Annotated in this window: 15 protein-coding genes; 2 read left to right on the forward strand and 13 right to left on the reverse strand. The window is 66.7% G+C overall.

What is annotated here, in order from left to right; all coding sequences use genetic code 11:
• Positions 1-187: 187 nt before the first annotated feature.
• The 6 genes from panB to CIW48_RS29745 all read right to left on the reverse strand — a co-directional run bounded on the left by panB (position 188) and on the right by CIW48_RS29745 (position 4,747).
• The gene (gene panB, locus CIW48_RS29720) at positions 188-1,087 is read right to left on the reverse strand and encodes a 3-methyl-2-oxobutanoate hydroxymethyltransferase (protein ID WP_149314006.1); all 900 of its coding nucleotides are present in this window, start codon (positions 1,085-1,087) and stop codon (positions 188-190) included.
• Between the two features lie 79 nt (positions 1,088-1,166).
• Entirely contained in the window at positions 1,167-1,463 is a 297-nt protein-coding gene (locus tag CIW48_RS29725; RefSeq protein WP_149314007.1) for a DUF6166 domain-containing protein, read from the reverse strand.
• Positions 1,460-1,678, reverse strand: coding sequence for a hypothetical protein (locus tag CIW48_RS29730; protein WP_149314008.1), 219 nt, complete (start codon positions 1,676-1,678; stop codon positions 1,460-1,462). Before CIW48_RS29730 ends, CIW48_RS29725 begins: the two co-directional genes overlap by 4 nt.
• A 28-nt stretch (positions 1,679-1,706) precedes the next feature.
• Positions 1,707-2,096, reverse strand: a complete 390-nt coding sequence (locus CIW48_RS29735; protein ID WP_149314009.1) for a hypothetical protein — start codon at positions 2,094-2,096, stop codon at positions 1,707-1,709.
• Between the two features lie 63 nt (positions 2,097-2,159).
• Positions 2,160-2,951, reverse strand: a complete 792-nt coding sequence (locus CIW48_RS29740) for a sterol desaturase family protein (protein WP_149314010.1) — start codon at positions 2,949-2,951, stop codon at positions 2,160-2,162.
• A 371-nt stretch (positions 2,952-3,322) separates the two neighbouring features.
• Positions 3,323-4,747, reverse strand: a complete 1,425-nt coding sequence (locus tag CIW48_RS29745) for an MFS transporter (protein WP_149314011.1) — start codon at positions 4,745-4,747, stop codon at positions 3,323-3,325.
• A gap of 165 nt (positions 4,748-4,912) precedes the next feature.
• Here CIW48_RS29745 and CIW48_RS29750 point away from each other — a divergent pair, with 165 nt between their 5' ends.
• Entirely contained in the window at positions 4,913-5,665 is a 753-nt protein-coding gene (locus tag CIW48_RS29750) for a GntR family transcriptional regulator (RefSeq protein WP_149314012.1), read from the forward strand.
• A gap of 253 nt (positions 5,666-5,918) precedes the next feature.
• On the opposite strand, the gene CIW48_RS29755 is transcribed toward CIW48_RS29750, so the two are convergent.
• The 4 genes from CIW48_RS29755 to putA all read right to left on the reverse strand — a co-directional run bounded on the left by CIW48_RS29755 (position 5,919) and on the right by putA (position 12,230).
• Entirely contained in the window at positions 5,919-6,551 is a 633-nt protein-coding gene (locus CIW48_RS29755) for a tyrosine-type recombinase/integrase (RefSeq protein WP_149314013.1), read from the reverse strand.
• 164 nt (positions 6,552-6,715) lie between these two features.
• Positions 6,716-7,621, reverse strand: a complete 906-nt coding sequence (locus CIW48_RS29760) for an NAD(P)/FAD-dependent oxidoreductase (protein ID WP_149314014.1) — start codon at positions 7,619-7,621, stop codon at positions 6,716-6,718.
• Entirely contained in the window at positions 7,611-8,075 is a 465-nt protein-coding gene (locus tag CIW48_RS29765; protein ID WP_149314015.1) for an Rrf2 family transcriptional regulator, read from the reverse strand. The genes CIW48_RS29760 and CIW48_RS29765 overlap by 11 nt, the downstream gene beginning before the upstream one ends.
• A gap of 456 nt (positions 8,076-8,531) precedes the next feature.
• Complete coding sequence (gene putA / locus CIW48_RS29770; RefSeq protein ID WP_149314016.1) at positions 8,532-12,230, reverse strand: trifunctional transcriptional regulator/proline dehydrogenase/L-glutamate gamma-semialdehyde dehydrogenase; 3,699 nt, start codon at positions 12,228-12,230, stop codon at positions 8,532-8,534.
• A gap of 133 nt (positions 12,231-12,363) precedes the next feature.
• On the opposite strand from putA, the gene CIW48_RS29775 reads away from it, so the two are divergent.
• Positions 12,364-12,825, forward strand: coding sequence for an Lrp/AsnC ligand binding domain-containing protein (locus CIW48_RS29775; protein WP_149314031.1), 462 nt, complete (start codon positions 12,364-12,366; stop codon positions 12,823-12,825).
• Between the two features lie 3 nt (positions 12,826-12,828).
• On the opposite strand, the gene CIW48_RS29780 is transcribed toward CIW48_RS29775, so the two are convergent.
• From CIW48_RS29780 to CIW48_RS29790, 3 genes are read right to left on the reverse strand one after another with little or no spacing between them, the layout of a single operon-like run.
• On the reverse strand, positions 12,829-13,764 hold the full coding sequence (locus tag CIW48_RS29780) for an ornithine cyclodeaminase family protein (RefSeq protein ID WP_149314017.1): 936 nt from the start codon (positions 13,762-13,764) through the stop codon (positions 12,829-12,831).
• 48 nt (positions 13,765-13,812) lie between these two features.
• Positions 13,813-15,273, reverse strand: coding sequence for a TIGR00366 family protein (locus CIW48_RS29785; RefSeq protein ID WP_149314018.1), 1,461 nt, complete (start codon positions 15,271-15,273; stop codon positions 13,813-13,815).
• A 16-nt stretch (positions 15,274-15,289) separates the two neighbouring features.
• Complete coding sequence (locus CIW48_RS29790; protein ID WP_149314019.1) at positions 15,290-18,664, reverse strand: molybdopterin-dependent oxidoreductase; 3,375 nt, start codon at positions 18,662-18,664, stop codon at positions 15,290-15,292.
• Position 18,665 lies beyond the last annotated feature (1 nt).

Below are 18,665 nucleotides of genomic sequence, written 5' to 3' on the forward strand. Positions count from 1 at the left end.
CATCTTGTTGGCCACCGCCACCGTCACCAGCATGCGCGGCTTACGCGCCAGCATCTGTTCCAGCCACGTACCCTTCGGCGCGCCGCGTCGGCTTGCCTGTAGGGCAACTCGCCGTGTCACGTTCGCAGGATCTCGTCTAACGAGCCGGCGCGCGACTTCATGCACTGCGGCCGCGCCTGTCGAGGGTTCAAACGTGCTTTCGCCCCTCAATCAGTTTCTGGAACTTCTCGTACTCTGCTGGATCGACACGGTATGAGTGGTCGTCGCCGGGGAAGGTCATGGTCTTGACCTCCTCGACGTACTTGCGGATGCCAGTCACCGCGACCTCGGTGAGATTCGCGTAGCGTTTCGTGAACTTCGGCTTGAAATCCGTGAAGACGCCCAGCAGATCGTAGGCGAGCAGGATCTGGCCGTCGCAACCAGCGCCGGCACCTATGCCGATGGTGGGGATCGTGAGCTGCTCGGAGATCAGTTTGGCAATCGGGGCCGGCACGGCCTCAAATTCCAGCATGAAGCAGCCAGCGTCCTCGATAGCCAGGGCGTCCTCCAGGATCTTCATCGCAGCCTCGGCGGTGCGACCCTGGATCTTAAAGCCGCCGAAGTTGGCGATGGTGTGCGGTGTCAGCCCGATGTGCGACGCCGTCGGGATCCCGGCGTCGACGAGAGCCCTGAGCACATGGGCCTGGCTCTTGCCGCCCTGCGGCTTCACCGCGTCACAGAGCGCCTCCTGCATGAATCGCGTGGCGTTCGTGAGGGCCCGGTCGACCGTGTTGTAGCTCTGGTAGGGCATGCAGCCGAGCACGAAGGTGTCTGGCGCACCACGCCGTACTGCGCCGGCATGAAGGATCATCATGTCCATCGTCGCGGGTATCGTGCTGGCATGGCCGTGTGCGACCATGGCGAGACTATCGCCGACGACAGCAACATCGACACCCGCCATCTCCGCCCACCGAGCGGAGGTGTAGTCCGGTACGGACATGTAGACGAACTTCTCGCCCGTCTGCTTCGCGGCGCGGATATCGAGGATCGTCCGCTTGTCAGCCTTTTTGGTCGGCTCGTTCGGAGATTTCGCCGTTGCCGCGCTCATGGCTGCCCCTCCAGACTTGATTGTTGGTCGAGGCGGCTGAGCCCGGCCTACGACTTCGGTTCGAGCCCGCGGTGATCGCCTAGCGCAGGCGCTGCAGGACGCGGTCGATGTCGGCCGTCGTCATCTCCCACTCGTTCTGGAAGTTGGCCACGACACTGCGCATGAAATGCGGTTGAAGCCGTTCCGCCTCGGCCGTGTCACCGAGGTGGTCGACCAGCATCGCGTAAGCGAGTTGCGAAGGCTCGGGTCCCTCGTAGCTCCACTCGAATCCATTGCGGGAGTAGCGCCTCGCGTCGGTCCTTTCCGGAAGCGGCTTGCCGTCGACCGTGACGACGATCCCGTCGATGGTCCGGTCCCCCACGTAGACCTTGTTCACGACCGCGCCTCCCTCATCTGGTGGCGCGGCGTGCGACCATCGGAGCGGGAGCGCATTACTTCTGGGAAAATCCAGAGGCTGACCACCATGAAGGGGCCGAGGAACGACACGGCCCATTGTGGGCCGGTCTGACCAAGGTAGCCCATGTAGAACCACCCCGCGAGCGCGGCCAAGGCGACGGCGACGGACAAGCCGAACTTGATCGGAAACGGCATCGGATTCCTCCCGGGTCGGTGGTTGTTCTTACAGGGTGAAGACGGAGCCGACCTGCTGGAGCAGGCCGAGCGCGCCGCCCAGGCCGGCCAGCACGATGGCGAGACCGGCCAGTCCGTCACGCCAGCGCTGGGGCCATACGTTGAACAGGCCCGGAGCGAACAGGACGGCCAGACCGCCCACAATGATGAGGCTCGTCCAACGCAGGTTGGCGGCACCGTAGGCTAAGCCACCGCCGACCAATGCCAGCAGAAGCACGACGTTGACCGCCAGCAGCAGCAGACCGAGCGGTCGGCCTTTCAGGTCAGGGCGGGTTTCGAGCGGGAACATGCCCGTGAGGACGTAGAAGCCGACGCTGGCGACGCCGGCGAAGAGGGCGAACCATGTGAGGGCGGTGACGTTCGGTTCGATCATGCTCATGGAGGACCTCCCAAGTGTCGGGGCGGCACCGCGTCGGCGCCGCATGTCGCGTGTGGCGGGGGCTTACTCGGCCGGCTGCATCGCGCCGGGCCCGGCAGCTCCAGGCGTGCGGGACGTCTTGCGCATGTCGGTCTTCACGTGACGGATGTCGTAGCCATTGAAGAGCGTGCCGAGCAGGCCACGGTTGAGGTCCGAGGTGCCGAACAACCAGTCCATGATCGGGAAGGTGAGATTCATGTTGCGCTCCATCATGATCGACTGGTCGTGATGGGCGGTGTGGTGCCGGCGGTTCGTGTTGATGAACGGCATGTTTCGGACAAACCAGTTGTCCTCGACGTGGCAGCAGAAGTGCATGAACTCGTAGATCATGTAGATGCTGGTCGTCGTCGTGATGAACAGCCAACCGACGTTCGGCGTGAACACGTTGCCGAGCACGATGGCGCCGGGAATTGACATCAGTGTGAAGGTCGCCAAGGCGTAGGGCGGAAAGAACGTCACCCGGTAGTCGCGATGGTCGGCGAAACGCATCTCATGGTCGGTGAAGAACTGGTGATGCTGGAGCGTGTGCCGATTGTAGACGGCGCGGCCGATCGGATTGCTCTGCGGCCGATGCATAACGTAGCGATGCAGCCACCACTCGAAGAAATTGCAGAACAAGAAGACGACCGGCACCGTAGCGAGCTCCGCCCAGGTCGGCGCCTTGATGTTAGAAATATAGATGTACGATGCCGTCAGGCCAATGGTGTAGATGATGGCGATGTGTAGGAAGCCGTTGTACCACCCCGCGACGCGCTGCCGGTAATTAGCTCGGTAGTTTTTCTGCCGCTCGCTCATCTTGGTGACCGCGATTTCCATTGAGCTTCTCCCTTGTTCGATATCGCTGATTGTGGCCGCCGCAGCCGCTTGATCGAAGATGTTCAGTAGAACGCCATCACCGTCACGGTGTGCGAGAGAAGGGCGGTCTTGTCGGCCGCCGTCGGCTTCGAAGGCGGCCCAAGCTTGGCGGCGGGACGGACGGGGTCGCGGGCCTGCCGGCCGGGGTTCCGCCGCACTCCCGGCAGATGGGACGACGCCGACCCTCATCAGTGATGCGAGACGCCTGTCACATTCCGCTCCACCCAATTTGTTGCCTGCAGGATATCACTGATATATCAGATGTCAACAGCAGTGTACCAGTTCCGTTGAGGCGGCGAGAGTGCGGGTCACCCGCATTCCCGCCGGTAGGCTCAGTGCGAGATTGCTTCGAGCGACCTGCCCTTGGTCTCGATGCCGAGGATGCCGACGCTCGCCGCCGCGATGACGAAGGAGCCGGCGCCCAGGGCGAAGACGCCGCCGTGGCCAAGGGTAGGCAGGATGATGCCGATGACGTACGGCCCGATGAGCGAGCCGACGCGGCCGATCGCGGAGGCGCAACCGGCCCCCGTTGCACGGGCGCGGGTCGGGTACAGCTCGGGCGTGTAGGCGTAGAGGACCGACCACATCCCGAACAGGAAGAACTGCATCATCAGCCCGAAGGCGATCAGCCAGGTAAAGCTCGGGGAATGCCCGTACAGGTAGGCCGCCACCGCGCTGCCGAGCAGCATCAGGACAGCCGTCGGCTTGCGACCCCAGCGCTCGACGAGGATGGCTGAGGCGATGAAGCCGGGAATGCCCGCGAGCGAGATGAGGATCGTGTAGGTCACGGACTTGGCGACGCTGTAGCCCGCATCCTGCAGCAGGGCACCGAGCCAGGTGGTGAGCCCGTAGAAGCCCAGCAGTGCGAAGAACCATGTCAGCCAGATCATGACCGTGCGACTGGCGTAGCCTGGGCCCCAGAGTTCGAGGAAGGAAAAGCGACGTTCGCCCTGTACCTGCTCAGGCAGGACCTTCGGCTCGGCCAGCGAGCGCCCGTCGAGGTGCGCGGCCACCTTCGTCTCGATGGTCGCCATCACGCGGTCAGCCTCATTGTACCGGCCCCGATCGGCGAGCCAGCGTGGCGATTCCGGCACCAGGAAACGGATCACGAACAGGAACAGGGCCGGCACCGCTTGCGCCAGGAAGACCGCCCGCCAGTCGAAATAGCTTAACAGGACGTAGCTGAGGCAGCCCGCCGCGATGAAGCCCAGCGGCCAGAAGCCCTCCATGATGGCAAGGTAGCGGCCGCGTTTATCTGTCGGCAGGAACTCCGAGACGATGGCTAGGGCCACCGGGAACTCCATGCCCATGCCGAAGCCGAGGAGCAGGCGGGCGTAGCCGAGCATGGTCGCGTCCGGCGCGTAGGCGCACCACGCGCTGCCTAAGCCCCAGAACACCATGCTGATCTGGAAGACGAGCTTCCGGCCGAAGCGGTCGGCAAGCATTCCTGAAAGTGCCGCGCCAGCGAACATGCCGATGAAGCTCATGCTCGACAGGAGCCCGGCCTGAGCCGTCGAGAGGCCGAACTCAGTCTTGATTGATCCGAGAAGGAAGGTGAGCGAGCCGAGGTCGATTGAGTCGAAGAACCAAGCCGTCGCGATGATGAGAAAGATGTTGCGTTGGAATTGGGTCATCGGCAGGCGCTCAAGCCGGGCCGCGATCACTGCGCTCGACCCGGCCGCGACGCGGGTGGGGATCTCGGTTGTGGCCCGCTCCGGCAGCACATCGCCGGCGGGTATCGCAATCTGCCCTACCATTCCTTGCCTCCCTGGGTCGTTTAGTATGCGCGTCGTGTTTTTGCGGGATATTTCTAATCAGCGCAAGATATATCAGGCGTATGCACTTGCGCAGGGAAGTGCCCCGCCCCATGCACTGGGGCGAGGCAGCGTTGAGCGGACTGGGCAGGCGGAGGGGCGTCGTCGATGAACTTCGTGACCGGTAAGACGACGTCGGTCCGTGCCGCGGAGCGTGGTGAGAAGAGGGCGAGGAAGGCCGTGAAGGGGTCGCCCGACGCGGCGGCCGGCCACGAGGATTTGCCCGACCTGACGCTGACGGACAAAGCCTACCAGCAGCTGGAGGAGATGATCACGACGCTTGTGCTCCCGCCCGGCATGGTGCTGGGCGAGCAGAACCTGGTCCAGCGCCTCGGGATTGGCCGTACCCCCATCCGTGAGGCTCTACAGCGTCTCGCTCGCGACGGTCTTGTGGTTGTCATGCCGCGGCGCGGCATCCTTGTCTCCGACATCAACGTACGCACGCAGCTGCGCCTGCTGGAGACCCGGCGCGTCCTGGAGCGCTTGATCGCGCGCCTGGCTGCGGAGCGGTCCACGAAGGAGGAGCGGGAAGTCTTCGCGGGCATCGCGCAGGACATGCGCGAGGCGGCCTCGGCGTCGGACGACTTGGCGTTCATGCGCTTGGACCGTCAATTCAACGAGCTGATCGCAACGGCATCGCGCAACGAGTTCGCGGTGCGCTCGTTGGAGAGCATGGCGGGCCTGTCACGGCGTTTCTGGTACCAGCACTACAAGCAGGCGGCCGATCTGCCGCTGACCGCCAATCTCCACGCCGATGTCTGCGAAGCGGTTGCCCGACGCGACGTCGATGCCGCCGGCGCCGCCTCAGACAAGCTCGTCGACTACATCGAGAGCTTTGCTCGCAAGACCTTGGATCTTTGATCCGCGTCGTTTCGACAGTGCTGACCAAACCGGATATCGCGTGTGTTATATTCGTTGATGCGTCGGAAATCTGGACCAGCCGCCCAGCGTATTGGCGCCACCCTCATGAACATTTGCGACACAGTTGTGAAAAGCTTCGTGCTGGATGTCCGCTTCCCGGACGCTGCCGAACATGCTCAGACGGCGGCAACGGGCGCTTTGCTGCCGGGCTGGTTTCGAAGCCCCTCGACACAGAAGCCGAGGGGCCAAACACTCAAATCTCAATCCCTTCGGCCAGGGTCAGAGCATCCTCGACGTCGACACCGAGGTACCTGACCGTACTCTCAATCTTTGTGTGGCCGAGCAGAATCTGGACGGCGCGCAGGTTGCCGGTCCGCTTGTAGATCAACGACGCCTTCGTGCGACGCAAGGAATGGGTTCCGTAGTCCTCGCTTCGCAGACCGATGCCCGTGATCCACTCATTGACCAAGCGCGCATACTGACGAGTGCTTATGTGCGTCACGTCGTCGAGCCGGCTTGGGAAGGCATAGTCGTCGAGTGTTCCGCCCCTGGCCTCAAGCCATGCTAGGATGCTGGTGCGGGCAGGTTCGAGCAGTTCGAACTGCACCGGCCGCGCGGTCTTGCGCTGGATGACGATGGCCCGGCTACGGACGCGACCACCGCTGACAAGATCGCCAATCTTGAGTTTGACGATGTCGCATCCGCGCAGCTTGCTGTCGATGGCGAGATCGAACATCGCCCGGTCACGCGTGCGGCGTTCGCGATCGAGCCAGAACCGGATGGCCCAGACCTGCTGAGGCTTGAGGGCTCGCTTGGCGCCAAGCTTGCGGCCAGCGTTCCAGGCCGGCCGCCCTTTCGTGGCCGGATCGTGTGCAGAGTGTCCCATCTTCTGTCTCCTCGCCGGCTCATGCCGACGGAGCGAGGAGACATCTGAAACGAGCCCTGGAGATCAGGGTGAGCATATACGGACATTCCGCATCCGACCCAACACGGCCGTTCGACATCCGTCGGTCGATGCTCTGAAGCAGACGCGACAGCCGTTGCGTGTGATCAGGCAGCCAAGCCCGCGAACGCGAGGGACTGGTGCACGGACACGCCTGCCGTCACCCCGTCCGCCACCGCCCAACTCACGCTGTGCGGGGCACGCGCGATGTCCCCCGCGGCATAGACACCCACCACCGTCGTCAGCTTGGCGGCGTCCGTGCGAATGACCGGCCCGAACGGCCCCTCGTCCAGCACGCAACCTAGCCGTTCGGCCAGCGGGCCGTTCAAGCGCGAGCGTGGCGCGAGGTAGAGCGCGTCGATCGCCACCGTCCTTCCATCCGTTAGATGCGCGCCGGAAAGCGTCTCGCCCGGGCCCGAGAGGGCGGCCAGCGCGGCAGGCTCGATCTCGATGCCCCGCTGGACGAGCCGGGCGCACGTCGCCTCATCGGGCATGGCACCGCCGTCCAGGTAAAGCGTCGTCGGTCCCCACTCGGCGATCAGCAGCGCTTGGTGGGCGGACAGTGGGGACACCGCCAGCACGCCCAGCTTGCGTTCGGCAAACTCGTAGCCGTGGCAGTAGGGGCAGTGCAGGACGCTCTTGCCCCACCGTTGCGCGAGGCCGGGCAGGTCAGGCAGCACATCAGAGATGCCGTGGGCCAGGACGAGGCGAGCGGCGTGCAGCGTTTCGCCGGTCGCGAGAGTGACAGTGAAGTCCTCCCCGACGCAGGCGTCCGTCGCCTCCCCCGCTACGAACGTCACCTGCGGGTAAGTCGCAAGCTGCGCGCGCGCCTGTGCGATCATTGCCCGCGGGTCGCTGCCGTCCTGGCCGAAGAAGCCGTGGGAGGCCGCCGCGAAGCGGTTGCGCGGGCTGCCGGTGTCGATCACGCAGACGGAGCGCCGTCCGCGGGCGATGTAGGTCGCAGCCGACAGTCCGGCGAAGCTGCCCCCGACTACGATCGCGTCAAACGGCATGGACCTGCTCCAGGGTGAGGGTGCCGCCGCGCTCGGCGAGGCGGGCGTGGAGGTCGGCGCTCAGCGCGGCGAGGGTGACGCGGCCGAACCGATCCAGCAGCAGCGCCTCCGCCTCGCGGAAGCCGGCGTCGAGGGCGGCGTTGACGGCCTGCTCGACGAGACAACCTGGCGCTTCCGTGCGGTTGCCGATGGCGAAGAGGTCGGGCGAGCCGAGGGCGGCGTAGACGTCGCGGAGCGTGATGGTTCGGAGGTCGCGCGCGATGGTCCAACCGCCGCCGTGCCCGCGCTCGGAGCGGACGAAGCCCACCTCGCGCAGCCCGGCCATGATGCGGCGCACGACGACGGGGTTGGTGTGCATGGCGGCGGCGAGCCGCTCGGAGGTGATGGGTCCTGGCTCCTCGGCCATGTGCAGCAGGACGTGGAGGATGCCGGACAGGCGGCTGTCTCGTCTCATGTAGCAAACGGTGTTACATCACCCGGCGCGCGTCAAGCCGAATGACGCTTAGGTCCGTGAGCGGTCGGAGAGAGGCGCGATAACGTCCGCTTCGATAGATCGCCACTCGTAAGCGGACGGTCGCAAAACCACCCATCTGAGACGTTCGCCCAGTGCGGTTGGCGGCGGCCGAGGATGGCCGATAGCGGAATGGCTGCTCTGGAGAGTCCATGCCGTCGAAGCAGCTATCCCGAACTCAGCTCATCACGGGCGCAACGACGGAACTTATCAAAACGGTCAAGACACTCGCTTCGGCGCCAACTACATGGCGGGCACATCGTTCGACCTCGCTGACTACACCTTATCTGCCGGTCGTTGAGGACATTCCGCCTACCATCCGTTTCGCGTTCGTACGGGATGGTCGCTGCCATTCCCCCTCTCGATAAGTGCTATAAGGCGCTGCAAAATCGCATGGGATCAGGCGTCGAGGGCCATCAGGCTCGCATTGCCACCTGCCGCCGCCGTGTTGATCGACACCGACCGTTCTTCGAAGAGATCCGAGAGCTCGTAATCCTCTAGATCGGACGCCGTGAGGATCGACTGGATCGTCAAGATTGGACCGCTCCGTCCGGCGATCCGGCGGGTCAGCCCCGCGAGGTCGGCCCGTCCGCCTTCGTGGAGCACGCCGCCAAGTCCGGGGGCGACCGCGGGATCCTCTGAGGGGACGATCTTCCGCAGGACCTCCGCGGGCAAGCCGTCGAACAGGCCCGATAACGCCCTCGCAGCCGTGATTACAGCGCTCTGGCCGGTCGCCAGGATCGCGCCGACCTGAAGCAATGTTCCCTCCTCGCCCGAGGCCAAGGCCGCGATTTTGCCGCGAGGACGAAGGCTGTAGATGTTGCGTTCACCGACCGGGCCCGACAACACGCATTCGGTGGCAGCAGGTGCCCGAGCGAAATAATTTTCGACCCGGGTCGCAACGTCGGCGTGGCCCCGCTGCCGGAGCCATCTGATGTAATCCTGAGCGACCGTATCGGCGGAGGACGGAGCTGCGGTCGCACCGGTTGCGGACGGAGCCAGGCGGGTCAGCAGACGGCGGAGGTAGCGCGGACCGCCGGCCTTCGGCCCTGTCCCGGACAGGCCCGAGCCGCCGAACGGCTGCACGCCGACCACGGCGCCGATGGTGTTGCGATTCACATAGACGTTGCCCGCCTCGATCCGGTCAAGAACGCGCGTAACCGTCTCCTCAATTCGAGTGTGCAGGCCGAAGGTCAGCCCGTAGCCGGTGGCATTGATGGCGTCGATGAGCGCGTCGAGACCACCCCGCTGATAGCGCATCACGTGGAGCACTGGGCCGAACACTTCCGCCTCCACATCCGAGATTTGGCCAATCTCGATCACCGTGGGAGGGACAAAGGTGCCCGCATCCGTGGCTGGGGTCTTGCCCAATTGCGTAGTCTTATGGCCGCGCATCCGCATCGTCTCGATGTGGCGGGTGATCCCTTCGGCCGCCCCGGAGGTAATCACCGGACCGATATCGACGGACAGGCGCCGGGGGTCGCCCACTTCCAACTCGCGCAGGGCGCCGTGCAGCACGGCCAGCGTCTTCTCGGCGATCTCCTCCTGCAGACACAGGATGCGCAGGGCCGAGCAGCGTTGACCGGCCGAATCAAAAGCGGAGGCGAGGACGTCCGTCACAACCTGCTCGGGCAGTGCGGAGGAATCCACGATCATCGCGTTCTGCCCCCCGGTCTCGGCGATGAACGGCACCGGGCGTCCGTCCGTGGTCAGGCGATCCGCGAGGGTCCGCTGAATCAGACGGGCGACGGCGGTCGAGCCGGTGAACATCACGCCTTGAACCCGCGCATCGCCGACGAGCGCGGCGCCGACGTCGCCCGCACCGGGGAGGAGATGCAGCACATCCGCGGGGATCCCGGCCTCGCTCAAGAGCCGCACGGCCTCAGCCGCGACGAGCGGGGTCTCCTCCGCCGGCTTGGCCAACACGGTGTTGCCAGCCGCGAGGGCGGCCGCCACCTGCCCGGTGAAGATCGCGAGGGGAAAATTCCATGGCGAGATGCAGGCGACCGGGCCAAGGGACCGTCCGTGGTCGGGGCTGCAGACCCGTTCTGCCTCGCCGGCATAGTAGCGCAGAAAGTCCACCGCTTCCCGCACCTCGGCGACGGCATTCGACAGGGATTTGCCCGCCTCCCGCACGATCAGGCTGAGCAGAACCGGCATCCGCATCTCGAAAGCGTCCGCGGCGGCGCGGAGCAGCTCGGCCCGGCGGGCTGGTGGCGTCGCGACCCAATGCGGAACCGCCGCCGATGCGGTCGCCAGGGCCAGGGCGATGTCAGCGGGCTCCGCGGCGCGCGCATGGCCCACCACGTCCCCGCGATCGGCAGGGTTGAGCACCGGTTCGCAGGCCTCCGCAGCGGAGCGTCCGGATGGAACGGCGGTCCAGGCCCTGGCGGCTCCCTTAGCTAGGTCGATGGCGAGCTGGGCGAGCACGGCCTCGTCGTTAAGATCTAGGCCGGCCGAGTTTGGCCGCCCAGCGCCGAACAAGTCGCGCGGGGCCGCGATCCGCTCGTGTGCCGCCCCCGGCTCGCGCATCTCCCGCACTGTGGAGACTGGATCGGCGATGAGGTCGTCGATTGATACGGACGCGTCGGCGATGCGGTTGACGAAGGAGGAGTTCGCGCCGTTCTCCAAGAGTCGCCGGACGAGATAGGCGAGCAGGGTCTTGTGGGTACCCACGGGGGCGTAGATCCGGCACGGACGGCCGATGACGCCGGCGCTGACCACGGCCTCGTAGAGCGGTTCGCCCATCCCGTGCAGGCACTGGAACTCGTAGGCACCGGGCCGGAAATCCGGGCCGGCCATCTCTACGATGCTGGCCAGAGTCTGCGCGTTGTGCGTGGCGAATTGCGGAAACACCGCGTCCGGCGCAGCCAGCAGCTTCCGGGCGCAGGCGAGGTAGGACACGTCGGTGTGGGCCTTGCGGGTGAAGACCGGGAAGTCGGAAAGCCCCTCGACCTGCGCCCGTTTGATCTCGCTGTCCCAGTAGGCACCCTTCACCAGCCGTACCATCAGGCGGCGGTCGCTCCGGCGGGCGAGATCGACAAGCCAGTCGATGACGAAGGGGCAACGCCGCCCGTAGGCTTGGATAACGAACCCGAGTCCGTTCCAAGCCCCGAGGTCCGGGTCGGTGGCGAGGGCCTCAAGGATGTCGAGGGACAGGTCGAGCCGTTCGGCTTCCTCGGCGTCGATGTTCAGGCCGATTTCGTACCCTCTGGCGAGCAGGGCCAGCGCCTTCACCCGGGGGATCAGCTCAGCGAGCACGCGGGCGCGCTTCATTCGTGTGTAGCGCGGGTGCAGCGCGGAGAGCTTGATCGAGATGCCCGGCCCCTCGGTGATGCCCCGTCCGGCGGACGCCTGCCCGATGGCATGGATTGCCTCCTCGTATGAGGCTTGGTAGCGACCGGCATCCTCGGCCGTGACCGCGGCCTCCCCGAGCATGTCGTAGGAATAGCTGAAGCCCTTCGCTTCATGGCGGCGCGCCCTGCGTAGTGCTTCGGCGATGGTCTCACCCATCACGAACTGCTCGCCCATCAACCGCATTGCGAGGTCCACGCCCCGGCGGATCAACGGCTCTCCGCCCCGCCCGATCAGGCGCGTCAGGGCCGAGGACAAGCCGCTCTCGCTCGTAGTCGCGGTGAGCTTGCCGGTCACCAGCAAGCCCCACGTCGCCGCGTTGACGAATGGCGAGGGGCTGTGGCCGAGATGGGCCCTCCAGTCACCGGGCGCGATCTTGTCGCGGATCAGCGCATCGCGAGTGGCGGCGTCCGGGATGCGCAACAAGGCCTCGGCGAGGCACATCAAGGCCACGCCCTCCTGGCTCGACAGGTCGTACTCGTGGATCAGGCCCTCGACGCCGCCCCGCGGCGTGGTCCGCCGCAGGCCCGCGACGAGGCCGCGTGCCGTCGCCGCGACACGGGCTGCCGCCTCCGGAGGAAGCTGCGCGAGCTCAAGGAGCGGCGCCAGGCACTCCGCCTCAGGGCGCCGGTGAGCCGCAACGATCGCTGTGCGCAGCGGCGATAGTGTAGGCAGGTCGTCCCGGAAATCCGCAAAGGACGCTGGAGTAGGCGCAACGCGCCGGGCTGAAGACACGATCGACATGGCTGAACCCGTCTTTCTCAGCGGCCGGCCGCTGGCCGGATACGAACGGTTTTGTAGCGGCGCTGGCGTGGTGCTAAAATCCATCAATCTCTCCGGATACCAGTGGAATTCCCGTAAGAATGGCGCTAATCTAGTGAAAAACACAGACTCGACCGATGCCGCCATCTTGCGCATCCTGCAGCACGACGGGCGCATTTCGACCGTCGACCTCGCCGAGCGGCTAAGGCTCTCGCCCACCGCCACGGCCGAACGTCTGAAGCGGCTTACCCGCGAGGGCTACATCACCGGCTACGGTGCCCGCCTCGATCCGGCGATGCTCGATCTTGGATTGCTGGTGTTCATCGAAGTGCTGCTCGACAAGACCACCGGCACGGTGTTCGACCGCTTCTCAGCGGAGGTCCGCCGCGTGCCCGAGATCTTGGAATGCCACATGGTGGCCGGAGGCTTCGACTACCTGCTCAAGGCCCGGGTGAAGGACATGGCCGCCTACCGCCGCTTTCTGGGGCAGGTCATGGTCGATCTGCCCGGCGTGAAGGAGACACGTACCTACGCGGTGATGGAGGAGGTCAAGACGGACAGCCCGCTGCCTGTGTGAACCTCAACCTTCAACGACGAGCGAGGCAGCGACGAGATCCTCCAGGGACGCGCCGACGGACTTGAACACGGTGATCTCTTCGGCGTCCCTGCGGCCAGCCTTGGCCCCGCTGCATAGGTCGTGCAGGTCGCCCGCGAGCCGGTCCTTCGACCACGTGCCGTCCGCGATTGGCTGTGTCAGGTCGCCGGCCTCGCGGAGGGCCCCGGCATAGGTGTCGACATAGACACGGGCGACGCGAATCAGTGCGTCGTCGCTCTCGCGCATCGCGGGCGTAAAGGCGCCCACGAGGTCGACATGGGTACCGGGGTGGAGGTGACGGCCAAGCACCAGCGGCTGCGTCGAGGTCGTGGCGCAGCTGACGATGTCGGCGGCCGAGACCGCCGCCGGAAGATCGGCCGCCGGCTCGGCGGGAAGCCCTTCTTCCCGCAGCCGCGCCGCCAGGGCCTCGGCCTTCGCTGCCGAACGACCCCAGACCAGCACGCGCCGGATCGGCCGGATGGCCACGTGCGCGTGGGCGAGCGCCGGCGAAAGGTGGCCGGTCCCGACCAGGGCGAGCACGGCGCTGTCCGGACGAGAGAGGTACGTCGAGGCGAGCGCCGAGGCGGCGGCGGTGCGGCGGTTCGTCAGCGCCTCTCCGTCAATCATCGCGCGGGGCGCTCCCGTCTTTCCATCGAACAGGACGTACACCGCGTGGACGGCGCCGAGGCCGCGTTCGGCATTGCGGGGGAACACGTTCACCAACTTGACGCCGACCACGTCACCCCGGCGCCAGGCCGGCATGGCCAGAAGGCGACCGGGCGCCTCCGCCGCGCCGACCTCGTGGGCCGTCCGGACGGGGGCCTCGATATCGGCGGCGGCGAAGGCGCCGCGCAGGGCCTCGATCAGGCGCGGATGGTCAAGGGCGGCATGAACCGCATCGTGATCGAAGAACGGAATCAAGGGATCACCTGAGAGCGCGACTCACCGCGGCGGCGCCGGGCGCGGCCGTTACGGCACGATCGGGGGATGATAGGTGAAGGTCGTCATCAGGATCGCCGCCAGCACCAGCATGATCGGCAGGTGGATCATGAACTGCACCGCCGTGTAGCCGATCAGATCGCGGGATTTCAGCCCGAGCACGCCGAGCAGCGGGAGCATCCAGAATGGATTGATGAAGTTCGGCAGCGTCTCGGCGATGTTGTAGACCATCACCGTCCAGCCGAGATGGGCGCCGACCTCGTTGGCCGCCTTCATCACGTAGGGGGCCTCGATCACCCACTTGCCGCCGGCCGAGGGGATGAAGAAGCCGAGCACCGCCGAGTAGATCCCGACGAGGACCGAGAAGGCCCCCGATCCGTGGGCGAGGCTGACGAACCCGTGGGCGATGGCGTCCGACAGGGTCGAGCCGTCCGCCGCCTTCACCTTGGTCAGCATGTAGGCGATGCCGCCGTAGAAGGGGAACTGGAGCAGCACGCCGGAGACGCTCGGCATCGCCTTGGCGAAGGACGAGATGAAGCCCCGCGGCCGCCAGTGCAGCACGGCGCCGAGCAGCAGGAACACGAAGTTGTAGGTGTTGAGGCCCGACATCGTGATCAGCGGGTTGCCTGCCTTGAAGGCATCGTAGAGCCAACCGGATGCGAGGACGAGGACGAGGATCGTCAGAAGCGGGCTGTGCTCCAGCCATTCGCCCGGACGGGTCGCGCGGATTGCCTTGGGCTGGGCGTCGACGAGGTCGATCCCAAGATCTGCGGCCGTTCGGGCATTCGCATCCGAAGGGGTGGTCAGGTAGCAGATCGCGGCTGAGAGCAGCGTGCCGAAGGCGACGACGACGAGGTTCTGCCATGTCAGGATGGTCTGCTCGAAGCCGATCACGCCCGTGATCGGCAAGAGCGAGGCCGGAATGCTGGCGGCATTGGCTTGCAGCTGTGCCGGCCCCGAGCTGATTCCGAGGGTGAAACCGAAGCCGAGGCCGAGATAGCCCGCCGCGCCGGCGGCCCGGTAATCGAGGCGCAGATCCTGCCGGCGGGCGATTTCGCGCACCAGCAGGCCGGAGAAAATCAGGCTGACGCCCCAATTGAGCAGAGACAGCAAGATGCTGGTGATGCCAACGAACACCACCGCCCCGCGCCCGGTGCGCGGCAGGGCGGCGGCTCTGCGCATCAATCCGGCCACGGGGGGCGAGACGGCAACGACGTAGCCGCCGACCGCCACCAGCGCCATCTGCATCGTGAAGGGGATCAGGCTCCAGAAGCCGTCGCCGAACGCCTTGCTGATCGCGAGCGGCTCGCTCCCGTGGGCGAATACTCCCAGGGCGACGATGCAAGCTGCAATGAGAACGAATACGTAGCTGTCGGGGAACCAACGCTCGGCGAAGGCCACGATCGCCTGCGAGACGCGCACGAGACGCCCCTCCCGGGCTAGATCCGGGCTGGGCGGGGCGATGGGCGTCAAGGTAGCCGTATCGCTCATCGGTCGTGTCTTCCTTTCAGGCGTCGAGGACGAGATCGCTGACAGGCACAGCGCGGCAGGTCAGGCATTGGTCGGGCTCGCCGTCGTAGGGGCCGAGGTGGGCGACCGACCCGGACGCGACGGGCACACTGCAGCTTTCGCACTGGCCCGCCCGGCAGCCGCTGGGCAGCCCGAGCCCCGCCGCGTCGGCCGCGTCGAGCAGGGTTCCGGCGGAGGGCGTCCACGTGAAGCCCGTTCCGCTGCGGGCAAGGCGCACGGTTCGCGGTGCAAGGTCAGAAGGCACGGCCACGGCCGACGCAAAGCTCTCGCTGAACACGTCGAAGCGCGGGACGCCGAGTCTCGTCAGGGCCGCCTTCCCGTCGCGGAGGAAGGCATCCGGCCCGCACAGGTACACGAGGGGGCGGCACGCCGGATCCGGCAGGGCCAGGTCGGACATGGCCGGCCGGCCGGCCCGCTCGTAATCGGCTCCGAGCCGATCCTCCGGGCGCGGGCGCGTGAACACGCGGGTGATCCGCAGGCGTGGGAGGACCGCCGCGGCCTCGCGGAGGCGAGCCCCGAACGCTTCCTCTGCGCCGTTGCGGGAGATCGCGACCAGATGCACCTCGGGCGCGAAGTCCGGGTGCGCGGCGAGCGCGGTCAGGTAGCCCACGAACGGCGTGATGCCGACCCCGGCCGCCATTAGGACGATGGGGCGATTCCCCCTGAGCGGCGGAGTGAATGTGCCCGCCGGCATTTCGAGTTCGACCAAGTCGCCGGGCATCAGCCCATGGACGAGGCTCGACATCCGTCCGGCCGGTCGGCCTTCCAACGCGGCGTGGTGCTTGACGCCGATCTCGTAAGTCTCCGGCGCTAGGGCGTCACCCGTCAGGGAATATGCCCGGCTGAGGCCCGGAGCTGCGGCGTGGAGGATGGCGTATTGGCCGGGGAGATAGGCGGGAACCGGACCGTCATCTGCTGGCGCGAGGGTGAACGCGGCGATGTCCGCCCCCTCGCGCCGCAGCGACGCGACACGGAACGAGCGCCGTCCCTGCCAACGTCCGCGATTGGCCCCGACGTCGCGGACAAGCTCGCAAGCCACCGCCCGCAGGGGCACGGAACCACTAACCGGATCGCGGTCGGCATCGGACAGCGCGGCATTGATGTTGGCGCTCGTCGGCCCGGCAACCGGCCAGCCCTCACGCCCCAGGGGCGGGCAATCCTCCCACCACCCGAACTCCGTGATCACCGTCCCGCTCGGCAACGTCGCGTCGATGCGTGCCCGAAGCCGGGCCTCGCCGTGAGCGGTTCGCACGATGACGGCATCGCCCTCAGCGATTCCGCGGAGGCGGGCGTCGTCGGGCGCGACCTCGATAGTTGGCGCCGCCGCACGCTTCCGCAGGGAAGCGATGTGGCGGTAGGCGCTGTGAACGTACCAACCAGTTTTGGCGGTCGACATCACCAGCGGCAGGCCGGGCTCGCCGAGTCCTGCGGGCTCGACATGGCGGGCGAGAGGGGGCTGCCCATGCGCGAGCAGATCCTCGGAGTAGAGCGTGATCCGCCCCGTCGCCGTGGGAAAACCGGTGACCAACCCGTCCTGGCGGAGGGCTGCGTATTTGCGCCGGGCCGTCGGCTGAGCCAAGCGGATGCCCCCGGGGCATGCCCGTAGGTCCTCTGCTGTCAGGCCGACGGGCGCGAGCTGGTAGTTCCAGCCGGTTTCGATCGAGCCGCCGAAGAACTGTTCACCATGCCCGAGGCGGCAGGCGAGATCGAAGGCGATGGCGTAGTCAGAGCGGGTGCCGCCCAGGGGCGGCACCATGGCTTGGCGCAACTGCACCAGTTCCACCGCCTCCTGCGTGATCTCGAACCCGACCTTCAGCGCCTCGCGCTCCCAGGGTAGGCTCGCCGGCAGGACGATGTCGGCATTCGCGGCGGTCGGATTCAGGAACATGTCGACGTGGACGTGGAAGTCCAGCGCCTCCAGAGCGGCTTGGTTGCGGCCCGTATCCCCCTGCGAGACGACAAAGTTCGTCCCGAAGCTCATCAATCCGCGCACTCGGTATGGCTCGCCGTCGAGCACGGCACGAGCGAAATCACGAGCGGTGATCCACCCCCGGCTCGGCGGCCCGAGGGGCAACTCGGCCAAGCCGAGGGCCTTTGCCTGCTGCGCTGGGGCCAGCAGATCGTAGGCATTCACCGATCGGGTCGGCGGGGCGGTCGTCCAGAGGTTGCCACCTTCGCGGTCGACGGCTCCTGTAAGGGCGTATAGCGTGGCGATCGCACGCTCGGTGGCGGTAGCGTTGGTGTGCTGCCCCACCCCTGTCCAAGAATGGTAGGCAAGCCGTGGCGCCCCCGCGAAGACCGCGTTAAAGCGCGCGATCGCCGACGGATCGAGTTGGGTGATCGTGGCAACGCGCGCCGGATCGTAAATGTCGGCTTCTTCGGTCAGCAGGCGCAGGACACTGGTGCACGCGCGCCTGTTGCCCGCGGCGTCCGTCAGGCGAACCTGTGTGTCGAGTTGCGCGGCAGCACCGGCCGTCGGGTCGCGTGGGTCGCGCGGCTGCGGCCGCCCCGCTTCGTCGAGTATGACGAAGCCGCTTGCGCTGGGCCACAACTCGGCGGCCCTCAGGAGGCGTCCGGTGGCGCGATCGACCAGGAACGCCGCGTCCGTCCAGTCACGGACGAAGGCCGTGTCGTAGCTTCCTTCCCGCAGGAGGTGGCGGATTGCCCCCATCGCCAGGGCTCCGTCCGCCCCCGGGCGGATCGGTAGCCACAGGTCGGCCGTCTCCCCAGAGCCACCGCGCTTGGGATCGACCACCACGACGGTCGCTCCGCGCCTACGGGCGTCCGCGACGCGTGTCGCTTGGGCGAGCCACGTGCGGGTCGGGTTGTGGCCCCACAGCACGATGGTGTCGGCAGTCTCGTAATCGGGCGTGCCGATCCCCCGGCCGAAGGTCAGGGCGTGGGCGAAATCCTTGTGCCAGCCGCAGATCTCGACGGCGTAGATCAGATTGGGGCTGCCGAAGACACGGACGAACCGCTCGACCCATTCGAAGCTGTCGACCATTGGCGTGCCGCTCGGCGTGGTGACCGCGAAGGCGACTGCCTCGGCGCCGTGCCTTGCGCGTAGATCCCCGAGACGGGCGGCAACCTCTGCCATCGCCTCGTCCCAGCTGATCTCAACCCAGCCCGGATCCGCACTGCCGCGCTCACTGGTGCGCCGGAGCGGCGTCGTCAGGCGGCGGGGGCTGCCGAGAAGCTCCGGTGCGGCCCGCCCCTTGGAGCAGAGGGCTGCGCCGGTCGGGTGCGAGGGATTCGGTGCGACGGACACCAGCCGCCCGTCTTCGACGCTGTTGAGCGTTCCGCACCGCGATCGGCACAGGGTGCAGTAGCCTTCCTTAATGTCTGCTGACATG

This window comes from Methylobacterium sp. P1-11, from assembly GCF_008329595.1.
Lineage (GTDB): Bacteria > Pseudomonadota > Alphaproteobacteria > Rhizobiales > Beijerinckiaceae > Methylobacterium.

Coding starts and splice junctions, on each gene's coding strand:
- CIW48_RS29760 (WP_149314014.1), bottom strand. CDS start 7,621: ATGCCGTTTGACGCGATCGTAGTCGGGGGCAGCTTCGCCGGACTGTCG.
- CIW48_RS29740 (WP_149314010.1), bottom strand. CDS start 2,951: ATGGAAATCGCGGTCACCAAGATGAGCGAGCGGCAGAAAAACTACCGA.
- CIW48_RS29785 (WP_149314018.1), bottom strand. CDS start 15,273: ATGAGCGATACGGCTACCTTGACGCCCATCGCCCCGCCCAGCCCGGAT.
- CIW48_RS29750 (WP_149314012.1), top strand. CDS start 4,913: ATGAACTTCGTGACCGGTAAGACGACGTCGGTCCGTGCCGCGGAGCGT.
- CIW48_RS29790 (WP_149314019.1), bottom strand. CDS start 18,664: ATGTCAGCAGACATTAAGGAAGGCTACTGCACCCTGTGCCGATCGCGG.
- CIW48_RS29735 (WP_149314009.1), bottom strand. CDS start 2,096: ATGAGCATGATCGAACCGAACGTCACCGCCCTCACATGGTTCGCCCTC.
- CIW48_RS29745 (WP_149314011.1), bottom strand. CDS start 4,747: ATGGTAGGGCAGATTGCGATACCCGCCGGCGATGTGCTGCCGGAGCGG.
- CIW48_RS29755 (WP_149314013.1), bottom strand. CDS start 6,551: ATGGGACACTCTGCACACGATCCGGCCACGAAAGGGCGGCCGGCCTGG.
- panB (WP_149314006.1), bottom strand. CDS start 1,087: ATGAGCGCGGCAACGGCGAAATCTCCGAACGAGCCGACCAAAAAGGCT.
- CIW48_RS29765 (WP_149314015.1), bottom strand. CDS start 8,075: ATGAGACGAGACAGCCGCCTGTCCGGCATCCTCCACGTCCTGCTGCAC.
- putA (WP_149314016.1), bottom strand. CDS start 12,230: ATGTCGATCGTGTCTTCAGCCCGGCGCGTTGCGCCTACTCCAGCGTCC.
- CIW48_RS29730 (WP_149314008.1), bottom strand. CDS start 1,678: ATGCCGTTTCCGATCAAGTTCGGCTTGTCCGTCGCCGTCGCCTTGGCC.